The sequence below is a fragment of the Rothia mucilaginosa genome (assembly GCF_964210535.1).
GTDB lineage: Bacteria > Actinomycetota > Actinomycetes > Actinomycetales > Micrococcaceae > Rothia > Rothia mucilaginosa_F.
The window spans coordinates 1-16,293 of the sequence record NZ_CAXOMR010000035.1 but is presented as its reverse complement, the minus strand read 5'-3'; the positions used below and the strand labels follow the sequence as shown (position 1 = coordinate 16,293).

Below are 16,293 nucleotides of genomic sequence, written 5' to 3'. Positions count from 1 at the left end.
TTTTTGCATGGGTTTATGCGTGAGTGGGTTTATGCGCGGGAGCTACTGGGCGTTTGAGGCTGGGCCTTCCACTGCTGGTAGGCGCTCGTGGCGAGGAATCGTGCACGGTTCGCGTCGCTGAGCGTCTTGATGTCTGCGGGGGCTGCCTCGTACCACTTTTCGTAGAGACGAATGATCATCTCAGGGTAGGCGGCTTCTTCCAGGTCGGCGCGGTGGGGGATGAATTCGTTGCGGTTCTTGATGTCTCGGTACTCGCTACCGGCGAAGGGGTCGGAGAGTCCGACGCTGGGGTGGGCGTTATAGGCATCGATGTTTTGAACGTATTCGGGGAAGGTGCTCCGCCCTGCTTTGAGTGCGGCGTGGCACTTGCTGTCGATTTCACTGGGCTCAATGATGTGGGCGCCGTCTGCGAGGATGTTCCGGTATTGAATGTACGCGGGGTATTGTTCATCGGTGCGCGGGACGGGCTTGGTGGCTTCTGCTGAGGCGATAGCTTCGGCGGAGTATGAGGAGCAGCTGACGGTGGGCGTGGTACTTGCCGTTGCTGAGGCGCTCGCCGTGGAGGGTGAGGAGGTGCTGCTTGCCGCGGTGTTCGCACCACCGCAGGCGGCGAGGAACAGGGGCAGGACAACCGCGACGGTACCGCATCGTACAATACTGCGGCGGTCGGAGAAGGTCTTCGGGGTGAGAGCCATGGGGCCACCTCATAACGTGGGTGTAGTAAGGTATTGTGCCCCACTATACCTACAAATTTGATATATGGTCAATGAAAATATGTGTCTTTTTCAGTAAAACCAATATTGCCTTTTCTTCCCCACTAAACACGCCTGACAAGCGATAACCCGCTAACAACAATTGAATACTCTAGATGGTTTGCTGAAATTTTTTCCATTCCTTATGGGTATTTGCAAAACACCCCACACGCTACACCATCCAACATATACTGAGACGCAATATATCGTTCCATCCCTCTTGCGAGGTGGTCTCATGACCCACACCCCTGTTTTTCTTTCGTTCCGTTCCAGCGGTCTACGACGCAGTGCCGCGCTGGCGATTCTTCCCCTGTTTCTTGCCGCCTGCGGTAGCTCCACCAGCACGGCATCAAACACTCCCGCACCCTCGAACACGACTGTGACTTCCTCCCCGTCAGCAACGGCATCCACCGGGTCCGCTTCCTCTTCCACGGCGAAGAAGACCTCCACCCCCTGCCTTAAACCTGACGAAGCCGCGAAAGCTGAAACCCTCAAGCAGCAGGAAGCCATCAGCGCCGACCGTGGCACTGCACTGCCCTCCTACGTCTCCGCACGGCATGTTGTGCGCAACCAGGCGAACTTCCCCACCCGCGCCGAAGCTGAATCAGCAGGAGCCGAGTGCCTGGCACTGTACGAGAAGAACAAGGCCGATCACGCCTACGCCGCAGCATGGGTACGCGCTATCGATGACAATAACGTGGCAAGCGGAAAGGTAGCCTCCGGCCCGCGCACTGACATCCAGAGCGCAGACCCCTATAAGGCAAGCAACTACGTCGATATTCGAGAGGGTAAGGAGTACTTCCCGACCCGACAGGAGCTGCTCGCGGCAAACTACCCCGAGAACTACATTGTTGCTTTTGAGTTGTGGGCGCAGCAGGCGCCAGCCGATGTGAAGCAGAAGAGCGACGCGAACCGTGCGGCCGCTAAAGATACTCGCTGGCCTGAGGCGGTAACCCTGCCCAGCCCCGACAACCCTGTCTAATCCAAACCTGTCTCATCTCCTGTCTCATCTTAAAAATAGTTGTGGCGTGACCGTTGTTCGGTCACCGCCACAACTGTTATACGGCTCAGGTTAGGGCAGTAACGCCAACCCAAACTCAATAACGATCAGGGCTACAGCACACGCGAAGAGTACCCCACGCGGCACATTGAACTTCTGCCAGAGCCTATACAGCTGGCTGGGAACCCCCCAAATAACGCACGCCCGAAAGGCAAGCGTCGTCAGGGGTCCACCCCACTGAATAATCATCAGGGCAAGAGCAAAACTCAGGCTGAGCATATCCAGGATGCGCCGGTGCTTTCGCACCTGCTCCCTCTCCTTCTGATAGCCAGGGTTGTTTAGCAACCTTGGTGGTGCTTTTTTCAGCTGACCCACAATAATCAAAACCGCCAGCGGAATCAGAGAAATATCGAAGAACATGGGAACCACCTTTCATGTTGGGGTTCGCTCGCTACGCCGGTGACGAGCTGATGGCGCACCATCATTGGTGAAAACTTCTCAAAAACAAGTAGTGTGCAACACGTGTATAACGTATTGTGGGTTACTTTACAGCACGCATAGACCCTATTCAAGAGGTAAACACCCCCGAAAAATTCATTAAAAATGAGGGCGCCGGGAACCTTACGTTCCCGGCGCCCACTCCCCAGCTGTTCATACCTCAGCGGGATTCAATTTAGAGGCGGAAGAAGCCTTCCACCGCGCGCGTCATGTACGCCATATCGTCCACATGGCACATCTCGCGCATCGAATGCATCGACAGCAAACCAATACCCACATCCACGGTGCGCATACCCAGGCGAGTCGCCGTAATCGGGCCAATCGTCGAACCGCACGGCATATTGTTATTCGACACGAACTCCTGATACGGAACACCAGCCTTTGCACACGCCGCAGCAAACACGCCAGCACCCACCGAATCCGTCGCATAACGCTGGTTTGCGTTAATCTTCAGCAGCGGACCACCACCGGGCAGCGGCTGCACGGTCGGGTCGTGGTGACCCTGATAGTTCGGGTGCACCAGGTGACCGGCATCAGCCGACAGGCAGAACGACGCCGCCACCGAACGGCGGTACTCCTCCGTGCTCTCACCGCGCGCAGCGGACAGGCGCACCAGAATATCCTCCAGGAACGGGCCAGCCGCACCACTACGCGACTCCGAACCAAGCTCCTCATGGTCAAACGCCGCAAGCATCACAGTCTCGGTGGCGTGCTCGTCCGCGTTATCGGCAACGTAACGTTCCAGGGCGGTCAAACCCGCGTGCACCGAAGACAGGTTATCCAGGCGGCCGGAAGAGAATAGCTCCTGATCCGCACCGAAGCGGCGCGGCGGCTGCGAATCAGCAAACAGCAGGTCGTAACCCACAATGCTTTCCGGGTCGACCGGCTCGCCGTCAATCACATGCTTCGCCATATAGCCGAGCACGTCGTTCTCCGCCGGGTCCACACCCCACACGGGGTATATGTTGAACTGCTTGTCCAACACCAGTTCGTTGCGCTTGTGATCCAGGTGCGGTGCCAACTGCGGGATGCGCGCAATCGGACCGGTGCGCACCAGGCGGTCCTTCAGCTCACCGCCCTCAAGGACGGTGAGGCGGCCCGCCACGCACAGCTCGCGGTCCAGGAAGGAGTTCAGCAGTGCACCACCGTAGTTCTCAACGGCAATCTGGTGCCAGCCCTTCGTGGTGATGGAGGAGGAGGGCTTGACCTTCAGGGAGGGCGAGTCGGTGTGCGCACCCAGCACGCGGTAGCCGCTTGCCTTCTGCGCCTTCGCGCCGCCAGCCCAGGCGATAATCGCGCCGTCGCGGACGACGAAGTGGCGGCCGGTTGCGATCTGCGGGTCCCATGCTTCGGTCTCTACAAGCTCGGTGAAGCCCGCTGCTTGCAGGCGGCGCGCTACCGTGCGCGCGGCGAGGTAAGAGACCGGCGACTCCGCCACGAATGCGGCGAGGTCTTCAATATTTTTTACAGCATCAACAGTCATGGTTTAACCCTACCTTTTCTTGGGTGTTGACGGGGTGACCGGGGCCGATAATCCACGCGGCGTGGAGTAATAGCCCTGGTGAGGCTCGCATGGAGCGGGGTGGGCGGGCTGGGGTAGCTGGGGTAGAGCAACCCGCCAAATAGACTATTTATCAACCTTGAGCGGTTGTGTTTCACGTGAAACCTCACCGCGGCGAGCGCGCGCGTTGAAGATCAGGCAGGCGAGCACCACGTACACACCTTCCAGCGCGATGCCCTGCAGCGCATCCACGGGGGTCACGCCCTCGGAGGCGAACGGATCCAGACCAGCCACCATGGACAGCAGCATCAGGATCACGTTATTTGCCACGTGCAGGCTGATGGAGGCTTCCAGACCGCCGGTGTACCAGCAGAGGAAACCCGCGTAAATACCCATCGCGAGAATCGTGCTCTGCCCCCAGGGGTCGTAGGCGTGGGAGAGCATGAACAGCACGGCGGGCAGCACAATCGGCAGCCAGGGGGTGCGGAGCCAACGGCCCAGCATCTGCATCATGAAGCCACGGTAGGCGAGCTCCTCGGCGTAGCACTGCACGGGCACCAGGAGCAACATCATCGCCACATAAACCCAAAATTCAACCTGTGGAGGTTGAAAATAGCGGTATTCGGGCAGGCTCTCACCGCTCAACGCCAGCATCACGGCGTAGTAGATGCCGTAGACAGCGAAGCTCAAACCCAGGTATGGAAGCAACAGTGAACGGCGCAGACGGCCCGCCACCGAATGAATCAGACCCCAGGGCTTCGGGCCCACAATCAAGCGCGCAATAAAGAGCGAAGGCACAATCGCGATGAGGGAGAGGAAGGTCAGAGCGAACAGCGCCGGGTGTTCCATAATGACGGAGCGGTTCGTCGCTACATCATGGAGGGAAAGTCCCGAACCCATAATCGTCACAGCTAAGGCAACTGAAATCAGCAGGTTAAGGCCAATAAATACGGCGACGCCGAGCAGACCTTCCAGCAGGGGTGAGAACCAGCGGGATTTCGGGTCGGCGTGAGAGAGACGGTGGTAGGCAAGACCTGCAACAGGCGCAGGAGCAGCGGGGGTTCCGGCGGCTACCTGCGGGGGTGCGGGAGGCGGTGTCGTGTTCATTCTTTAATCCTAGCCTTCGCGGGCTCGATGGTGACCGGGCATACTGAAACCTTCAAGTGCTGATTGATACGGATTGTTTCAAAACCATTGAAAAAGCCGTGAATAAGGCTAAAAACCCACCATTCACGGGGTTCATTTTCTGAACCTATGCCATAATTTGAAGCGATAATACGCTCATATACATAGTCGCTGATGACCGCTCTTCCGGGGTGTTTTTTCAGCACCAGAAAGGCTACTTTCTTATGGCACTCGTCTTCAATCCGCCGCCCAACTGGCCCGCTCCTCCTGCCGGATGGGCCCCCACTCCTACGTGGCGCCCCGACCCCGCGTGGGGTCCCGTTCCTGAAGGTTGGCAGCTGTGGGTCGAAGAGCCCGAGCCCGAACCCATTCAGGTTGAAGAGGCTACCATTGAGCCGCTGATTCCCGAGGAGCCCGTCGCTGAGGCAGCTCCCGCTGAGCCCGTAGTCGCTGAGCCGGTTGCTTCCGAGCAGTCCGCTGAGGCGCACGTTGTTGAGGCACCCGCGGCTGAGCCCGCTGTTGAGGCTGAGCAGCCCGCCGAGGTTGCGGCACCGCTGACCGTTGAGGACGTTGACCTGGAGCAGCTCGCCGCTGAGCTCGAAGGTGAGCAGATCGTCGAGGTTCCGGAGGCTGCAGCACCCGTAGCTGAGGCATCCCACGTTGAGGCGTCCCAGGCTGAGTCTGCTGAGGAATCCTCTGAGCCGAAGCCGATGCGTCACCTGACTCAGGTTCCGCTGGCAGGTACCGCTCTGCCCGAGCAGGTTCTGACCCCGCAGGCTTCCGTTGAAGAAACTGCGGCTGAAGAGCCCGCTGTTGAGGCTCCCGTTGCTGAGCAGGCTGCCACTGAGCAGCCCGTTGAGGCGCACGTTGTTGAGGCACCGGTTGCTGAGCCCGCGCTCTCTGAGCCCGTTGCATCCGAGCCGGTTGCAGAACCCGTTGTTGTTGAGCCCGTCGCCGAGGTTGCCCCCGAGGCACCCGCTGCCGCTGAGCCGGCAGTCGAGCCGGTCGCTGAGGTTCCCGCAGCTGAGGCTCCCCACACCATCGAGAACTCCCCGCTCGTTGAGTTCCACACCCCCGAGACCGAGCGCACCGTCAACCTGTCCGAGCGCACCGTGAACCTCTCGGAACAGCCCGGCCAGAACGTACAGCCCGGTCAGAACGTGCAGGGTGACCAGAACGCACAGTTCATCCCGGCGGGTCAGGCACCGAACGGCTTCCAGCCGACCCAGGCTGAAGGCTTCCAGGGCCAGAACTTCCAGGGTGGCAACTACCAGGACCAGGGTTTCCAGGGTCAGAACGCTCAGGGCGGTCAGTACCAGGGCAACCCCTACCAGGGTCAGCCGTACAACGCTCAGCAGCCCTACCAGGGTCAGGTGTCTGATCAGGACCAGGCAACCGTGGCGCTCAGCAACCCCTACATGACCGAGCCCGGCAACCAGGGCAATGGCGAGGACGGCTCCGAGAAGAAGGGCCTGCTCTCCGGCACCAAGCTGTGGGGTGTTATCGGCGGTGCGTTGGCTCTGCTGATTGTCATCATCCTGGCGATTGTCATGCTGATTCCGCGCGGTAACTCGAACCCCGCCTCCAATTCTGCGGCGGCATCGAGCGCGGCGGCTACTTCCGCTGAGGCGTCCTCCGCGGCAGCATCCTCTGAGGCTTCTTCCGCTCCCGCATCTGAGAGCGCGGCGGCAGGTACTTCCGCTTCTTCCGCAGCACCCGTTGCTGCTGCTGAAGCGAAGATGCCCGAGGGCGAGTTCAAGGAATACAAGAAGACCGTCGCCGACAACAAGGACACCATCGACATTGAGAAGATCAAGGGCGATGTGTCCGCAGGCCTGATCTACTACGAGTTCAAGCCCGCAGAGGGTGTGGTCAACGCCTTCATCACCAGCCGTGACGACAAGGGCAACCTCACCTCGGGTGTGAGCGTTCTCGACTCCAGCCGCGACGGCAAGGAGATCAAGGGCACCGCGTGGATTGACGCGAGCAGCCACTCCACCCCCACCCGCAAGCTGGATCTGACCGGTAAGGGCGAGTGGACCATCCGCGTCTACGATGCAGACTCCGCACCCCACTACAAGAAGGGGGAGAAGTTCCAGAGCACCATGAACTACTACGCTTTCACCTACGAAGGCACCGAGGCAACCATGGAGTTCCAGACCAGCGGCCCGACCACCCGCGGCTTCACCGTTCTGAACGCGACCAAGAACGACCCGTTCTTCTCCTCGACCATCCCGACCGTGAAGAGCAACATACAGTGGGTTCAGAGCAACAAGAGCTACCTGCAGGTTCGTACCGACTCCGCTATTACCTGGAGCATCGGCACTAACTAGTAGCTTGGCTGGCTAGGTCAGCAGGCTGGGTATAAAAGTATCCCCCGCGCCCGTGATGGGTGCGGGGGATACTTTTATGCTCAGCGGTTATGTCCGGCGGGGTTTACGCCCTGCTGGAGGCGACCGCCGCCTTAACGGGAGTACTTCGCCTCCGCCAGTTCGTCACCTGCGGCGCGTGCCGCACGCTCCACCAACTGACGATTCGCCAGGTACACGAAGAACGTGACGAGGATGAACAGGTACATCAGCTGGTACGGCATGGTGCCCGCCATCAGGCCCAGGGAGCCTTCGGGCACCATCAGAATCTGATCCGCGTTGAAGTGCGGGGAGAGCGCCAGCACAATCCAGAACGGCGAAATGTACATACCCACCAGCGCCGCGGTCGCCAAGATAACAGCCAGCGTGAAGACGAAGGAGCTGACCCGCTGGTACATGAGCGGGAAGATTTCCATAACCACGGCGGCGAGCATCAGCGGGTACCAGGTGTTGTGGTGCGACCAGCTAATCGGCGAAATCTGCAGCATCATGAACGCGGTCAGCGCCAGCTGCGCCATGAGCGCGCGGGCACGAATCAGCGGAACCAGCAGAACCGCGGTGACCAGCACAATCAGCAGAGTCAACGCCACCTGCACCACGGACAGGGCGGTCGCCGTCAGATGATGCTGCAGGCCCGCGTGGGTCAGCGTGCCCATAATCGACACATTATCGAAGTAGCTGAACCAGCCCACACGCGAAGTGTCACGCACCGCGTGGAACCAGAACGTGAACGACTCCTCACGAATCACCAGGAAGCCGATACCCACGGTCGCGGCGAAGCTCGCGCCCAGGGTCGCGATGCCCCTCCAGTCCTTACGCATGAGCAGTAGCAGACCGAACGCGAGCGGGGTCAGCTTAATACCCGCCGCGATACCCAGCAGCACACCGCGCGGAACGCGGGTTGCCGGGCGTATAAAATCGGCAAGAATCAGCATCAGAATAATGGCGTTAATCTGCCCGAAATGCGTGGTCAAACGCCACGGGCCGCACATCCAAATCAGCGCCGCAATCAGCGACACCATACCCCAATGACCCACGTGTTTCTGCAGCGGCAGACGCCACGAACGGCTACGCGCGTAAGAGTACAGCAGGTACGCGCACCAGTAGCAGAGCACGCAAATGATGGCGGTAATCAGTAGCATGCTCTGCGGTTCGGTGAGGAACGCGAGCGGGTAGAAGAGCAGCGCCGCAAACGGCGGGTAGGTGAACGGCAGGCCGCGCGTGCGGAAGCCGTAGAGCTGGTAGCCGTCCGGGCCATCCGCCAGGGATACAGCGCCCAGGCGGTACACGTAAATGTCGTCAGCCGCCGCGTGCGTCACGTAGTCGAAGGCATAGAGGGCAACCAGGATGAACAGCAGGTGCGCCCACAGAGCGCCGCTACGCATGCCGGGGATGCGGTCGAAGAAGCCGGGACGAGCAAGCTTTTCGGGTGCCTTAGCGGTTTCTTCGGCGGCGGCTTCCTTTGCCGCTTTTTCCGCGGTGGCTACAGAGGATGCGCCGGGCTCCGCAACGGGCTCAGCGCTCTCAACAGCCGGTTCCGTAACCGCCGCAAATTCAGCAACAGAAGCCGAAGCCCACGGAATCCTGGGCGCAGCCGCCTCGGTCTTCGCGGTGTTCTTATCAGTATTCACAGGGGTCTTTTCTAGTTCCTTCTCGCGGCTCACGCGGTTGCCTCACGAGATGCAGTGGCACGCACAGACTCGGCGCTCTCGGCGACCAGGGCGCGAGCGCCCCACCAGCCCAGCGGCGCGTCGCTACGCACGGAGCCGTACTGCACGGGCTCAACCTTCGCGCCACGCACCGGCGCGGTCAGCGCGGCAATAGACCAGAGCGTCATCGTCACCCACAGGCAGAACGCCGGGATAGCCGACACCGCCAACGCACCCGGAGCCAACTGTTCCAAACCATCGGTACTACCGTGGAACCAGGACGCAATCTTAATCGGCGAAATGTACAGGCCCAGCACCGCAACCACCGCGAGCACGGTCGCCGTCACCCGCAGCCACGCAGGCTGAACCGCAAAATAGGTCGGGAACGCATCCATAATGAACACGAACGCCAGCAGGGGCAGCAGCACGTTGTGGTGCGACCAGCTAATCGGCGACAGCGCCACCATTAGGGAGGCGGTCACCGCCACCTGCGCCAGCGCGGCACCGCGGCGTTCCAACTGGTACAGCAACGCGGCGGTCAGCACAATCGTGACCAGCGCCAGGGCGTAGTAGACGGGCTTCGCGGCGCTCTCGGAGAGGCCGAAGTGCAGCAGCCATCCCTGAATCGAGACGTTATCTACAAAGTTCAGGCCGCCCACACGGGAGGGGTTCGTCAGCGCGGAGAACCAGAATTCCGGCGCGTCCTTAGGCATCAGAATGAAGCCCAGCGCAATGGTGCCGAAGAACGTCGCACCCAGGGTCGCAACACCCTTCCAGTCGCGGCGGACCAGCAGAATCAGGCCAAACACGAGCGGGGTCAACTTCACGCCGCCCGCAATACCAATCAGCACGCCGCGCGGCACGCGGGTTGCCGGGCGCACAAAATCGGCAAGAATCAGCGCCGTAATGAACGGGTTAATCTGAATCAAATCCAGGGTGCGCTGCCACGGGCCCGCCGAAACCACCAGAATAGTCAGCACCGCAATCGTGCCGGCACGACCAAAATACTGCTGCAGGGGCAGTTCACGGCCGCGTGCATTCACGTAGTTGTAAATGATCGTGGAAAGCCACCACGCCACCACAGCTGAACCGACCACCATAATGACCTTGCCGACCTCTAGGGGCAGGAACGCAAACGGCAAGAACAGCATCGCCGCAAACGGCGGATACGTGAACGGCGGCTTAATCACGCCGTGATCGTTCAGGGTCGGGGAGTACAGGTCCTGGGTGAAGCCCTCGTTATCGAAAATGGTCATCGCACCCAGGCGGTAGATGGAGAAGTCCATACCGCTGAAGGGGTTGGTGAGCATTTTGACGACGTATCCACCGCCAATGATGAGGATGAGTGCCGCAATGGCGATTTTTCCCCACACGGGGGTAGTGGAATCAGTCCTTGTCACGAGGTGCTTGTCCTTACCTTGGTGCCGGCGGATGCGCGCTTAGGGTGGGCGGGCATCTGATTTTGGAATCCTAATAGTTTATCGCGCGCACCTGTGAAGGATGCATCGGGGAGAAGAATCCCAGGAGCAGATTCGCTCGGGCAGATTCATAGGGGCAGATTCGCTCGGGTACGCAATCGGGTGCGCAAGCAGAACTATCACGGTATGAGCCGCCTTCATATGCACGTAATGTCTTCAAAATTGGTACTAATCGGGCAATATAATGGGCTTATTGGCACCCGCCCCAACGCAGGGGCTGACGGTGCCCCGCACACCGACGTCCACGAACAACCAGCAGTGAAAGCAGTGATCACGTGAGTGAACATCTCGGCACCCCACCCGAAGGCGAGAACACGAGCGGCAAGCCCGCAGGCGCGAACGTCTCCGGAGGCGGCTCCTCCGGCCTGAGCATTGGCATGCGTCCCGCTGATGTGCCCGGCGCGAACCTCACCCCCGAAGAGATTGCACGCCGCGCATCCGGTCGCGGTACGTGGCACCGTCGCGCCTCCAAGCCGGTCTCTCACTGGATGTTTACCCTTGTCGGCGTACTTCTGCTGCATAAGCTTATCCCGAATAGCGGCTGGCTGATGGTGCACATTGTCACCCTCGGCCTGATTACGAACTCGATTCTGATTTGGTCGCAGCACTTCACCGAAGCGCTCATGAAAATCAAGATTCCTGACGAGCACCGCGGAACCCAGGTGCGCCGCATCTTCATTCTGAACGCCGGTATTCTCGTGCTCATGATCGGCATGGTCGGTCAGCTGAGCGTGCCCGGCCTCTACGCCGCCACGGTGGTGGGCGCCCTCATTGTCGGTTCGATGGTCGCCTGGCACGGTATCTACCTGCTGAAGCAGGTGCGTCAGGCTCTGCCGTCGCGGTTCGGTGTGACCATTCGCTTCTACATTGTTGCGGCGCTGCTGCTGCCCCTCGGTGCGGCGTTTGGCGGCATGATTGCCTACCCGAACCTGTCCGGCACCCTGCATTCGCAGTTCCTGCTCGCGCACGAGGCAGTGAACGTGCTCGGCTTCGTCGGTATTACCGCGGTGGGTACGCTGGTGACGTTCTGGCCGACCATGCTGCGCACCAAGATGGTGGATAAGGCGCTCACCCACAGTCTGCGCGCCCTGTACCTGATGTGCGGTGGCTTAGCGTTGACCGTTGTCGGCGCGATTTTAGGGATGCGTCCGCTCGCCGCAGCCGGCCTGGTCGTCTACCTGGTTGCCCTGCTGATTGTCGCCTGGGTGATGGTGCGTACCCTGCAAACCAAGCGCCCGAACGAGTACCCGCCGATGAGCGTCGGCATGGGCTTCCTCTGGCTGATTGTTGGTGTAGCGGCGACCGCGTACATGGTGGCAACCACCCCGTTCGCACAGCTGGACATGCGCGCCGTCACCCCCATCTTTGTGGTCGGCTTCCTGCTGCAGCTGCTGCTCGGCGCGATGAGCTACCTGCTGCCTCAGCGTATGGGCGGCGGCCCGGCGGTGGTGCGCGCCTCCAACAAGGAGTTCAGCCGTTTCGCGGCGGCACGCGTAACCGCCGTAAACCTGGCGCTCATTATCTTCATGATGCCCAGCTCCGTGGTCGGTCAGTCCATTAAGATGGCGGTCGCTATCGTGGGTGCTTTGGCGCTCATCGCGTTTATTCCGCTGATGGTGCGCGGCGTGAAGGCGTCCGTGAACACCCGCAAGGAAATGATGGCGGCACGCGCCCGCGGCGAGAAGCCCGTCTTCAACCAGGAGGCGCTCACCCCCGAACCCGTCCCGCACGCCAAGCAGAGCTTCCAGGCGGCACTCGCGGTGGCTATGGCGTTCCTGCTGGGCTTTGCGGTGAACCCGTCCGCGCTGAACCTGCCGTCGTTCTCTTCGGCGGGCTCCGTAGCTGCGACCGGCCAGACTACCACCGTCAAGGTGAAGGCAACCAGCAACTACCGCTTCACCCCCGCCGAGGTGGAGGTCCCCGCCGGTAACCGCCTGGTCGTCGAGGTCACCAACGACGACCAGGGCATGACCCACGACCTGACCTTCGACAACGGCGCAACCACCGGCACCATCAACCCCGGCGAAACAAAAACCGTCGACGCCGGTATCATCAGCGCCGACCAGGAAGCCTACTGCTCCGTGGCAGGTCACCGCTCCCTCGGCATGGTGTTCAAGGTGAAGGCGACCGGCGCCTCCGCAAACCAGGTGGCGCAGGGCGGCCACAACCACGGTTCTGCGGGCACCCACAACCACGCCGCGTCGGGTAGCACCCCGACCCTCATGACCGTTGCAAACAGCAAGATTGATATGTCCGCAGCGCCCGGCAGCGGCTACAAGTACCGCGACCCGAACATCCCGGCGCCGAACACCGCCGAGCAGGTGAACGGCAAGACCGTCCGCAAGGTCACCCTGGACGTCCAGGAAGTCGACCGCGAGGTAGCGCCCGGCGTGACCGTCCACATGTGGACGTTCAACGGGCAGAACATGGCACCGATTCTGCGCGGCAAGGTCGGCGACATTTTTGAAATTACACTCGTCAACAACGGCACGATGGGCCACTCGCTGGACTTCCACGCGGGCATGGTCTCCCCCGATAACACGATGAAGACCATCGCCCCCGGTGAGCGTCTCGTCTACCGTTTCGAGGCGAAGGCCGCCGGCATCTGGCTGTACCACTGCGGTACCGCCCCGCTGAGCCTGCACATGACCCAGGGCATGTACGGTGCGGTCATCATTGACCCGGCGGACCTTGACCCGGTCGACCACGAGTACGTGATGGTTCAGGGCGAGGCGTACCTGCACGACACCGGCAAGACCGCCTCCGACGGCAACAAGCTGGCGGAGAACTCGCCGGAGCTGATTGCGGCGGGCACCCCCACGCTGACCATGTTCAACGGCCACGCAACCCAGTACAAGGCGAAGCCGCTTCAGGTGAAGAAGGGCGAGCGTATCCGTATTTGGGTGATGGCTGCGGGCCCGAACCATGGCACGAGCTTCCACGTGGTCGGTTCGCAGTTCGACACGGTCTACAAGGAGGGCGGCTACCTGATGCGCCGCGGCGCGGATGCGTTCGGTAGCCGTGACGGCCACAGCCAGGCACTCGATTTGGCGCCCGCGCAGGGTGGCTTCGTGGAGATGCAGTTCCTGGAGTCTGGCACGTACACGTTCGTGAATCACTCCTTCTCGGAGATGGAACGCGGTGCCGCCGGCAAGATCGTGGTCACCGACCGCTAATAGCTGGTAGCTGGTAGCTCGTACAGGGCGCTTCTACCGCCCGCCGAGAGGTTGACCCCGCCCGGTGCATCCTGTGAATGGACGCGCCGGGCGGGGTCTTTCTGCACCCTCTTTCTGTGCCCGTGCAGAACCTCACGGAGGTTGCGGCAAACTATGCTTTTAGCCTCATGGGCGAACTTTTCTTAGCCAGGAGCGGGCATGGTGCGCTAGTCTATAGGAATGGCAGATAGCACTTCGAGCGCCTCTTCCGAGCGCAGCGCTACGGGCGCCAACAACCACACCCCCGCTTCGGCGGACGCACAGACTTCTCCTCGGCAGCGTAAAGCTTTCCCGCTTCGCTTTCTCGCCGGGGCACTCGCGCATTGGCAGATTATTGCCTCTGCGGTTCTTTTGGGTGGCGGTGTTGCCGGTTTGGCAGCCACCTATGACGACTACTGCGGCATGACGGAGCTATCGTATGCTCCGGCGGCTCTCCGCTCCGATTTTGAGGAAGGCTCTAAGGTGGCGGGGTTCCGTCCCGGCGTGATGGCGGCGCAGATTGAGACCGAGAGCCACTGGCGTGTGGGCGTTGTGTCCCACCAGGGCGCTAAGGGTATTGCACAGTTCACTGATGATGCGTGGAGCGGCGGCCACTACAGCTTCGGCAATGGCGGTAACGTTCTGAACCCGCACGATGCGATTGCGGCGCAGGCACGCTACTTGGCTGAGTTGCGTACTCGTTTGGCAAAGTACGCCTCCAATGAGGATGAGTTGCAGGATGTGGTTCTCGCCGGTTATAACGCGGGTCCGGGTTCTGTGGAGAAGTACGGCGGTGTTCCCCCGTATGAGGAGACTCAGAATTATGTGAAGTCGATTCGCGAGCTGGCGAATTCGAAGTACAAGCTGACCTGCTCCCCCGAGTACCAGTTCAAGCAGGCGAAGTTGAGCTTCGTGAATGGTGTGACTCCGGCAATGGCTGGTGTTCATGCGGACGGTACGCCGCTGTCGGCTGAGGAGTCGGCGTCGGCTGCGGCGGAGGCATCTGCTTCGGCTTCTGCTAGTGCTTCGGCTCGTCCGTCTGCGAGCGGTTCTGCGGGTTCTTCGGTGAAGCCTTCGGCGACGAGTTCCGGCCGCTAAATTCAGCTTACTTAGAGAACCGACCAGCGTATATAGCCATTAAAGAATATTTCGTTACGTCTATAGCGGGCGGTGTATTCTAGCCCCTATTCACTCTTAACAGCGCGAGGCGCCGAACCCCGTCAAAGGGATTCGGCGCCTCTCGCGTTATGCTACGGCATCTGGTTCATTCCACTCGAGCGGCACCGCCGATGCCGATAACACCTAGTTGAAGATGGCGCGCACGACCGAGTAGCCGGAGACCGGGTACACGGCGTTCACGGTTGCGGGCTTCTCGCTCTCGTCCGCGATCTCAATGGATTCGGTGCCGCGCAGTAGCTCCTCGAGCAGGATGCGCAGTTCCAGGCGTGCCAGGGGCGCGCCGGGGCAGACGTGGATGCCGTCGCCGTACACGAGGTTGCGGGACTGGTCGCGGTGCGGGTTGTAGGTGAGGGCGTCTTCGAAGGCGTCCTCGTCGCGGTTGGCGCTTGCCCAGTTGATGGTCACGCGGGAGCCGGCGGGCAGGGTGCGGCCGCCGAGTTCGGTGTCCTGGGTGGTGATGCGGCGGTTGGTGACGAGGGTGTCTTCGAGTCGCATGATTTCTTCGACGGCGAGGGCGATTTCACTGCGGTCGTCGAGTGCGTTGCCGTCGGCGAGGGATGCGCGCAGGCGGTCCTGCTCGGCGCGGTTGCGTGCCAGGAAGTTGACGAATACGCCTACGGTTGCGGAGACGGTGGACAGCTCACCCACGGTCCAGTTGCGGATGAGGCTGACGATTTCTTCGTCGGTCATGGTGCGGGGTTCTTCGCCGGGCAGCTGCACGGTGTCGGTGAGCAGTTCGGCGGTGACGTCCTTGGGGTTGCCGGCGGCGGCGGCGTCGCGGCGTTCGTCGAGCAGCTGACGGATGTAGCCGTCGAATTCGAGGGCGACCTTAGCGATTTCTTCGCGGTCGCGGCGCAGGGTGGCGACGCGGTTCTTTTCGATCCATTCGGTGAGGGGCTGTTCGAGGCATGCGGGCCAGCCCATGAAGGCGTTCTGCACGCGCATTGCGTATGCCTGACCGAAGCCCTGCATGACGTCTACTTCTTCGCCGCGGGGCAGTTCTGCGATGAGGGCCTTCACGGCGTCGCGGATGACGGGTGCGAACTTTTCGAGGCGTTCGGGGGTGAAGTACTTGTCATTGACGGCACGGAAGGTGGTGTGTTCGGGTGCGTCCATGCCGTTGGGGACGGCGATGTGGCGGGTGGAGACGACGTTGGAGTAGATTTCGGGGTGGTCGAGTACGTGCTGTACGTCGGCGTTTTTGAAGACGGAGTAGCCCATGAATTCGTCGTGGGCGACGGGGCAACGGCGGCGCATTGCGTCGTAGGCAGCTACCTGGTCCTTCTGGACCTCTTCGCTTCGGAGGTCCCAGTCGTTGTGTACGTTCTCAGTCATTGTTCACCCGTGTTCGTTATAGAGTTGTGGCGTGCTGGATGCGGGCGTCCGGGCGATGCGTGTGGGGCAGGGTCGGGCGTGCATTTCAGCACGTGAATCCATTACTTGTTCTTTGACCGTATCACTTATGGATTGGTGGCGCAGGGTAGGGGTTCCTTGCTTCTCATTCAACGAACAGTGCGATGGGGCGAGGGGCGGCGGGTCACGAGACGC

General features: G+C 61.0%; 11 protein-coding genes. 4 read left to right on the top strand and 7 right to left on the bottom strand.

Features of this window, described 5'->3' with window-relative positions:
* Positions 1-29: 29 nt before the first annotated feature.
* Positions 30-695 carry a hypothetical protein gene (locus tag AB8C10_RS09065; RefSeq protein ID WP_368867538.1) on the bottom strand — a complete coding sequence of 222 codons (666 nt, stop codon included), beginning with the start codon at positions 693-695 and terminating at the stop codon, positions 30-32.
* A 292-nt stretch (positions 696-987) separates the two neighbouring features.
* Between AB8C10_RS09065 and AB8C10_RS09060 the strand changes: the two genes are divergently transcribed.
* Complete coding sequence (locus tag AB8C10_RS09060) at positions 988-1,734, top strand: hypothetical protein (protein WP_368867537.1); 747 nt, start codon at positions 988-990, stop codon at positions 1,732-1,734.
* A gap of 90 nt (positions 1,735-1,824) precedes the next feature.
* Here the strand turns inward: AB8C10_RS09060 and AB8C10_RS09055 are convergent, their stop codons facing one another.
* From AB8C10_RS09055 to AB8C10_RS09045, 3 genes are all read right to left on the bottom strand, one after another.
* Entirely contained in the window at positions 1,825-2,172 is a 348-nt protein-coding gene (locus AB8C10_RS09055) for a hypothetical protein (protein ID WP_368867536.1), read from the bottom strand.
* 253 nt (positions 2,173-2,425) lie between these two features.
* The gene (locus AB8C10_RS09050) at positions 2,426-3,733 is read right to left on the bottom strand and encodes a M18 family aminopeptidase (RefSeq protein WP_368867535.1); all 1,308 of its coding nucleotides are present in this window, start codon (positions 3,731-3,733) and stop codon (positions 2,426-2,428) included.
* Between the two features lie 144 nt (positions 3,734-3,877).
* Positions 3,878-4,858: a lysostaphin resistance A-like protein gene (locus tag AB8C10_RS09045; RefSeq protein ID WP_368867534.1), complete on the bottom strand. Its 981-nt coding sequence runs from the start codon at positions 4,856-4,858 to the stop codon at positions 3,878-3,880.
* A 242-nt stretch (positions 4,859-5,100) separates the two neighbouring features.
* Between AB8C10_RS09045 and AB8C10_RS09040 the strand changes: the two genes are divergently transcribed.
* Positions 5,101-7,209, top strand: coding sequence for a hypothetical protein (locus AB8C10_RS09040; protein ID WP_368867533.1), 2,109 nt, complete (start codon positions 5,101-5,103; stop codon positions 7,207-7,209).
* Positions 7,210-7,340: 131 nt separating this feature from the next.
* Here AB8C10_RS09040 and AB8C10_RS09035 read toward each other — a convergent pair whose 3' ends face one another.
* Both AB8C10_RS09035 and AB8C10_RS09030 read right to left on the bottom strand, forming a co-directional pair.
* Entirely contained in the window at positions 7,341-8,876 is a 1,536-nt protein-coding gene (locus AB8C10_RS09035) for a glycosyltransferase 87 family protein (RefSeq protein WP_368867532.1), read from the bottom strand.
* A gap of 29 nt (positions 8,877-8,905) precedes the next feature.
* A complete protein-coding gene (locus AB8C10_RS09030; protein WP_368867531.1) occupies positions 8,906-10,294 on the bottom strand; it encodes a glycosyltransferase 87 family protein in 1,389 nt (462 codons plus the stop codon).
* A 353-nt stretch (positions 10,295-10,647) separates the two neighbouring features.
* On the opposite strand from AB8C10_RS09030, the gene AB8C10_RS09025 reads away from it, so the two are divergent.
* Entirely contained in the window at positions 10,648-13,548 is a 2,901-nt protein-coding gene (locus tag AB8C10_RS09025) for a multicopper oxidase domain-containing protein (RefSeq protein ID WP_368867530.1), read from the top strand.
* A 219-nt stretch (positions 13,549-13,767) separates the two neighbouring features.
* Positions 13,768-14,664, top strand: a complete 897-nt coding sequence (locus AB8C10_RS09020) for a lytic transglycosylase domain-containing protein (protein ID WP_368867529.1) — start codon at positions 13,768-13,770, stop codon at positions 14,662-14,664.
* 204 nt (positions 14,665-14,868) lie between these two features.
* Here the strand turns inward: AB8C10_RS09020 and AB8C10_RS09015 are convergent, their stop codons facing one another.
* A complete protein-coding gene (locus AB8C10_RS09015) occupies positions 14,869-16,080 on the bottom strand; it encodes a cytochrome P450 (protein ID WP_368867528.1) in 1,212 nt (403 codons plus the stop codon).
* Positions 16,081-16,293 lie beyond the last annotated feature (213 nt).

Bases quoted from the DNA above. Each gene is read 5' to 3' on its own strand.
- AB8C10_RS09060 (WP_368867537.1), top strand. From the start codon at position 988: ATGACCCACACCCCTGTTTTTCTTTCGTTCCGTTCCAGCGGTCTACGA.
- AB8C10_RS09055 (WP_368867536.1), bottom strand. From the start codon at position 2,172: ATGTTCTTCGATATTTCTCTGATTCCGCTGGCGGTTTTGATTATTGTG.
- AB8C10_RS09045 (WP_368867534.1), bottom strand. From the start codon at position 4,858: ATGAACACGACACCGCCTCCCGCACCCCCGCAGGTAGCCGCCGGAACC.
- AB8C10_RS09020 (WP_368867529.1), top strand. From the start codon at position 13,768: ATGGCAGATAGCACTTCGAGCGCCTCTTCCGAGCGCAGCGCTACGGGC.
- AB8C10_RS09040 (WP_368867533.1), top strand. From the start codon at position 5,101: ATGGCACTCGTCTTCAATCCGCCGCCCAACTGGCCCGCTCCTCCTGCC.
- AB8C10_RS09065 (WP_368867538.1), bottom strand. From the start codon at position 695: ATGGCTCTCACCCCGAAGACCTTCTCCGACCGCCGCAGTATTGTACGA.
- AB8C10_RS09050 (WP_368867535.1), bottom strand. From the start codon at position 3,733: ATGACTGTTGATGCTGTAAAAAATATTGAAGACCTCGCCGCATTCGTG.
- AB8C10_RS09015 (WP_368867528.1), bottom strand. From the start codon at position 16,080: ATGACTGAGAACGTACACAACGACTGGGACCTCCGAAGCGAAGAGGTC.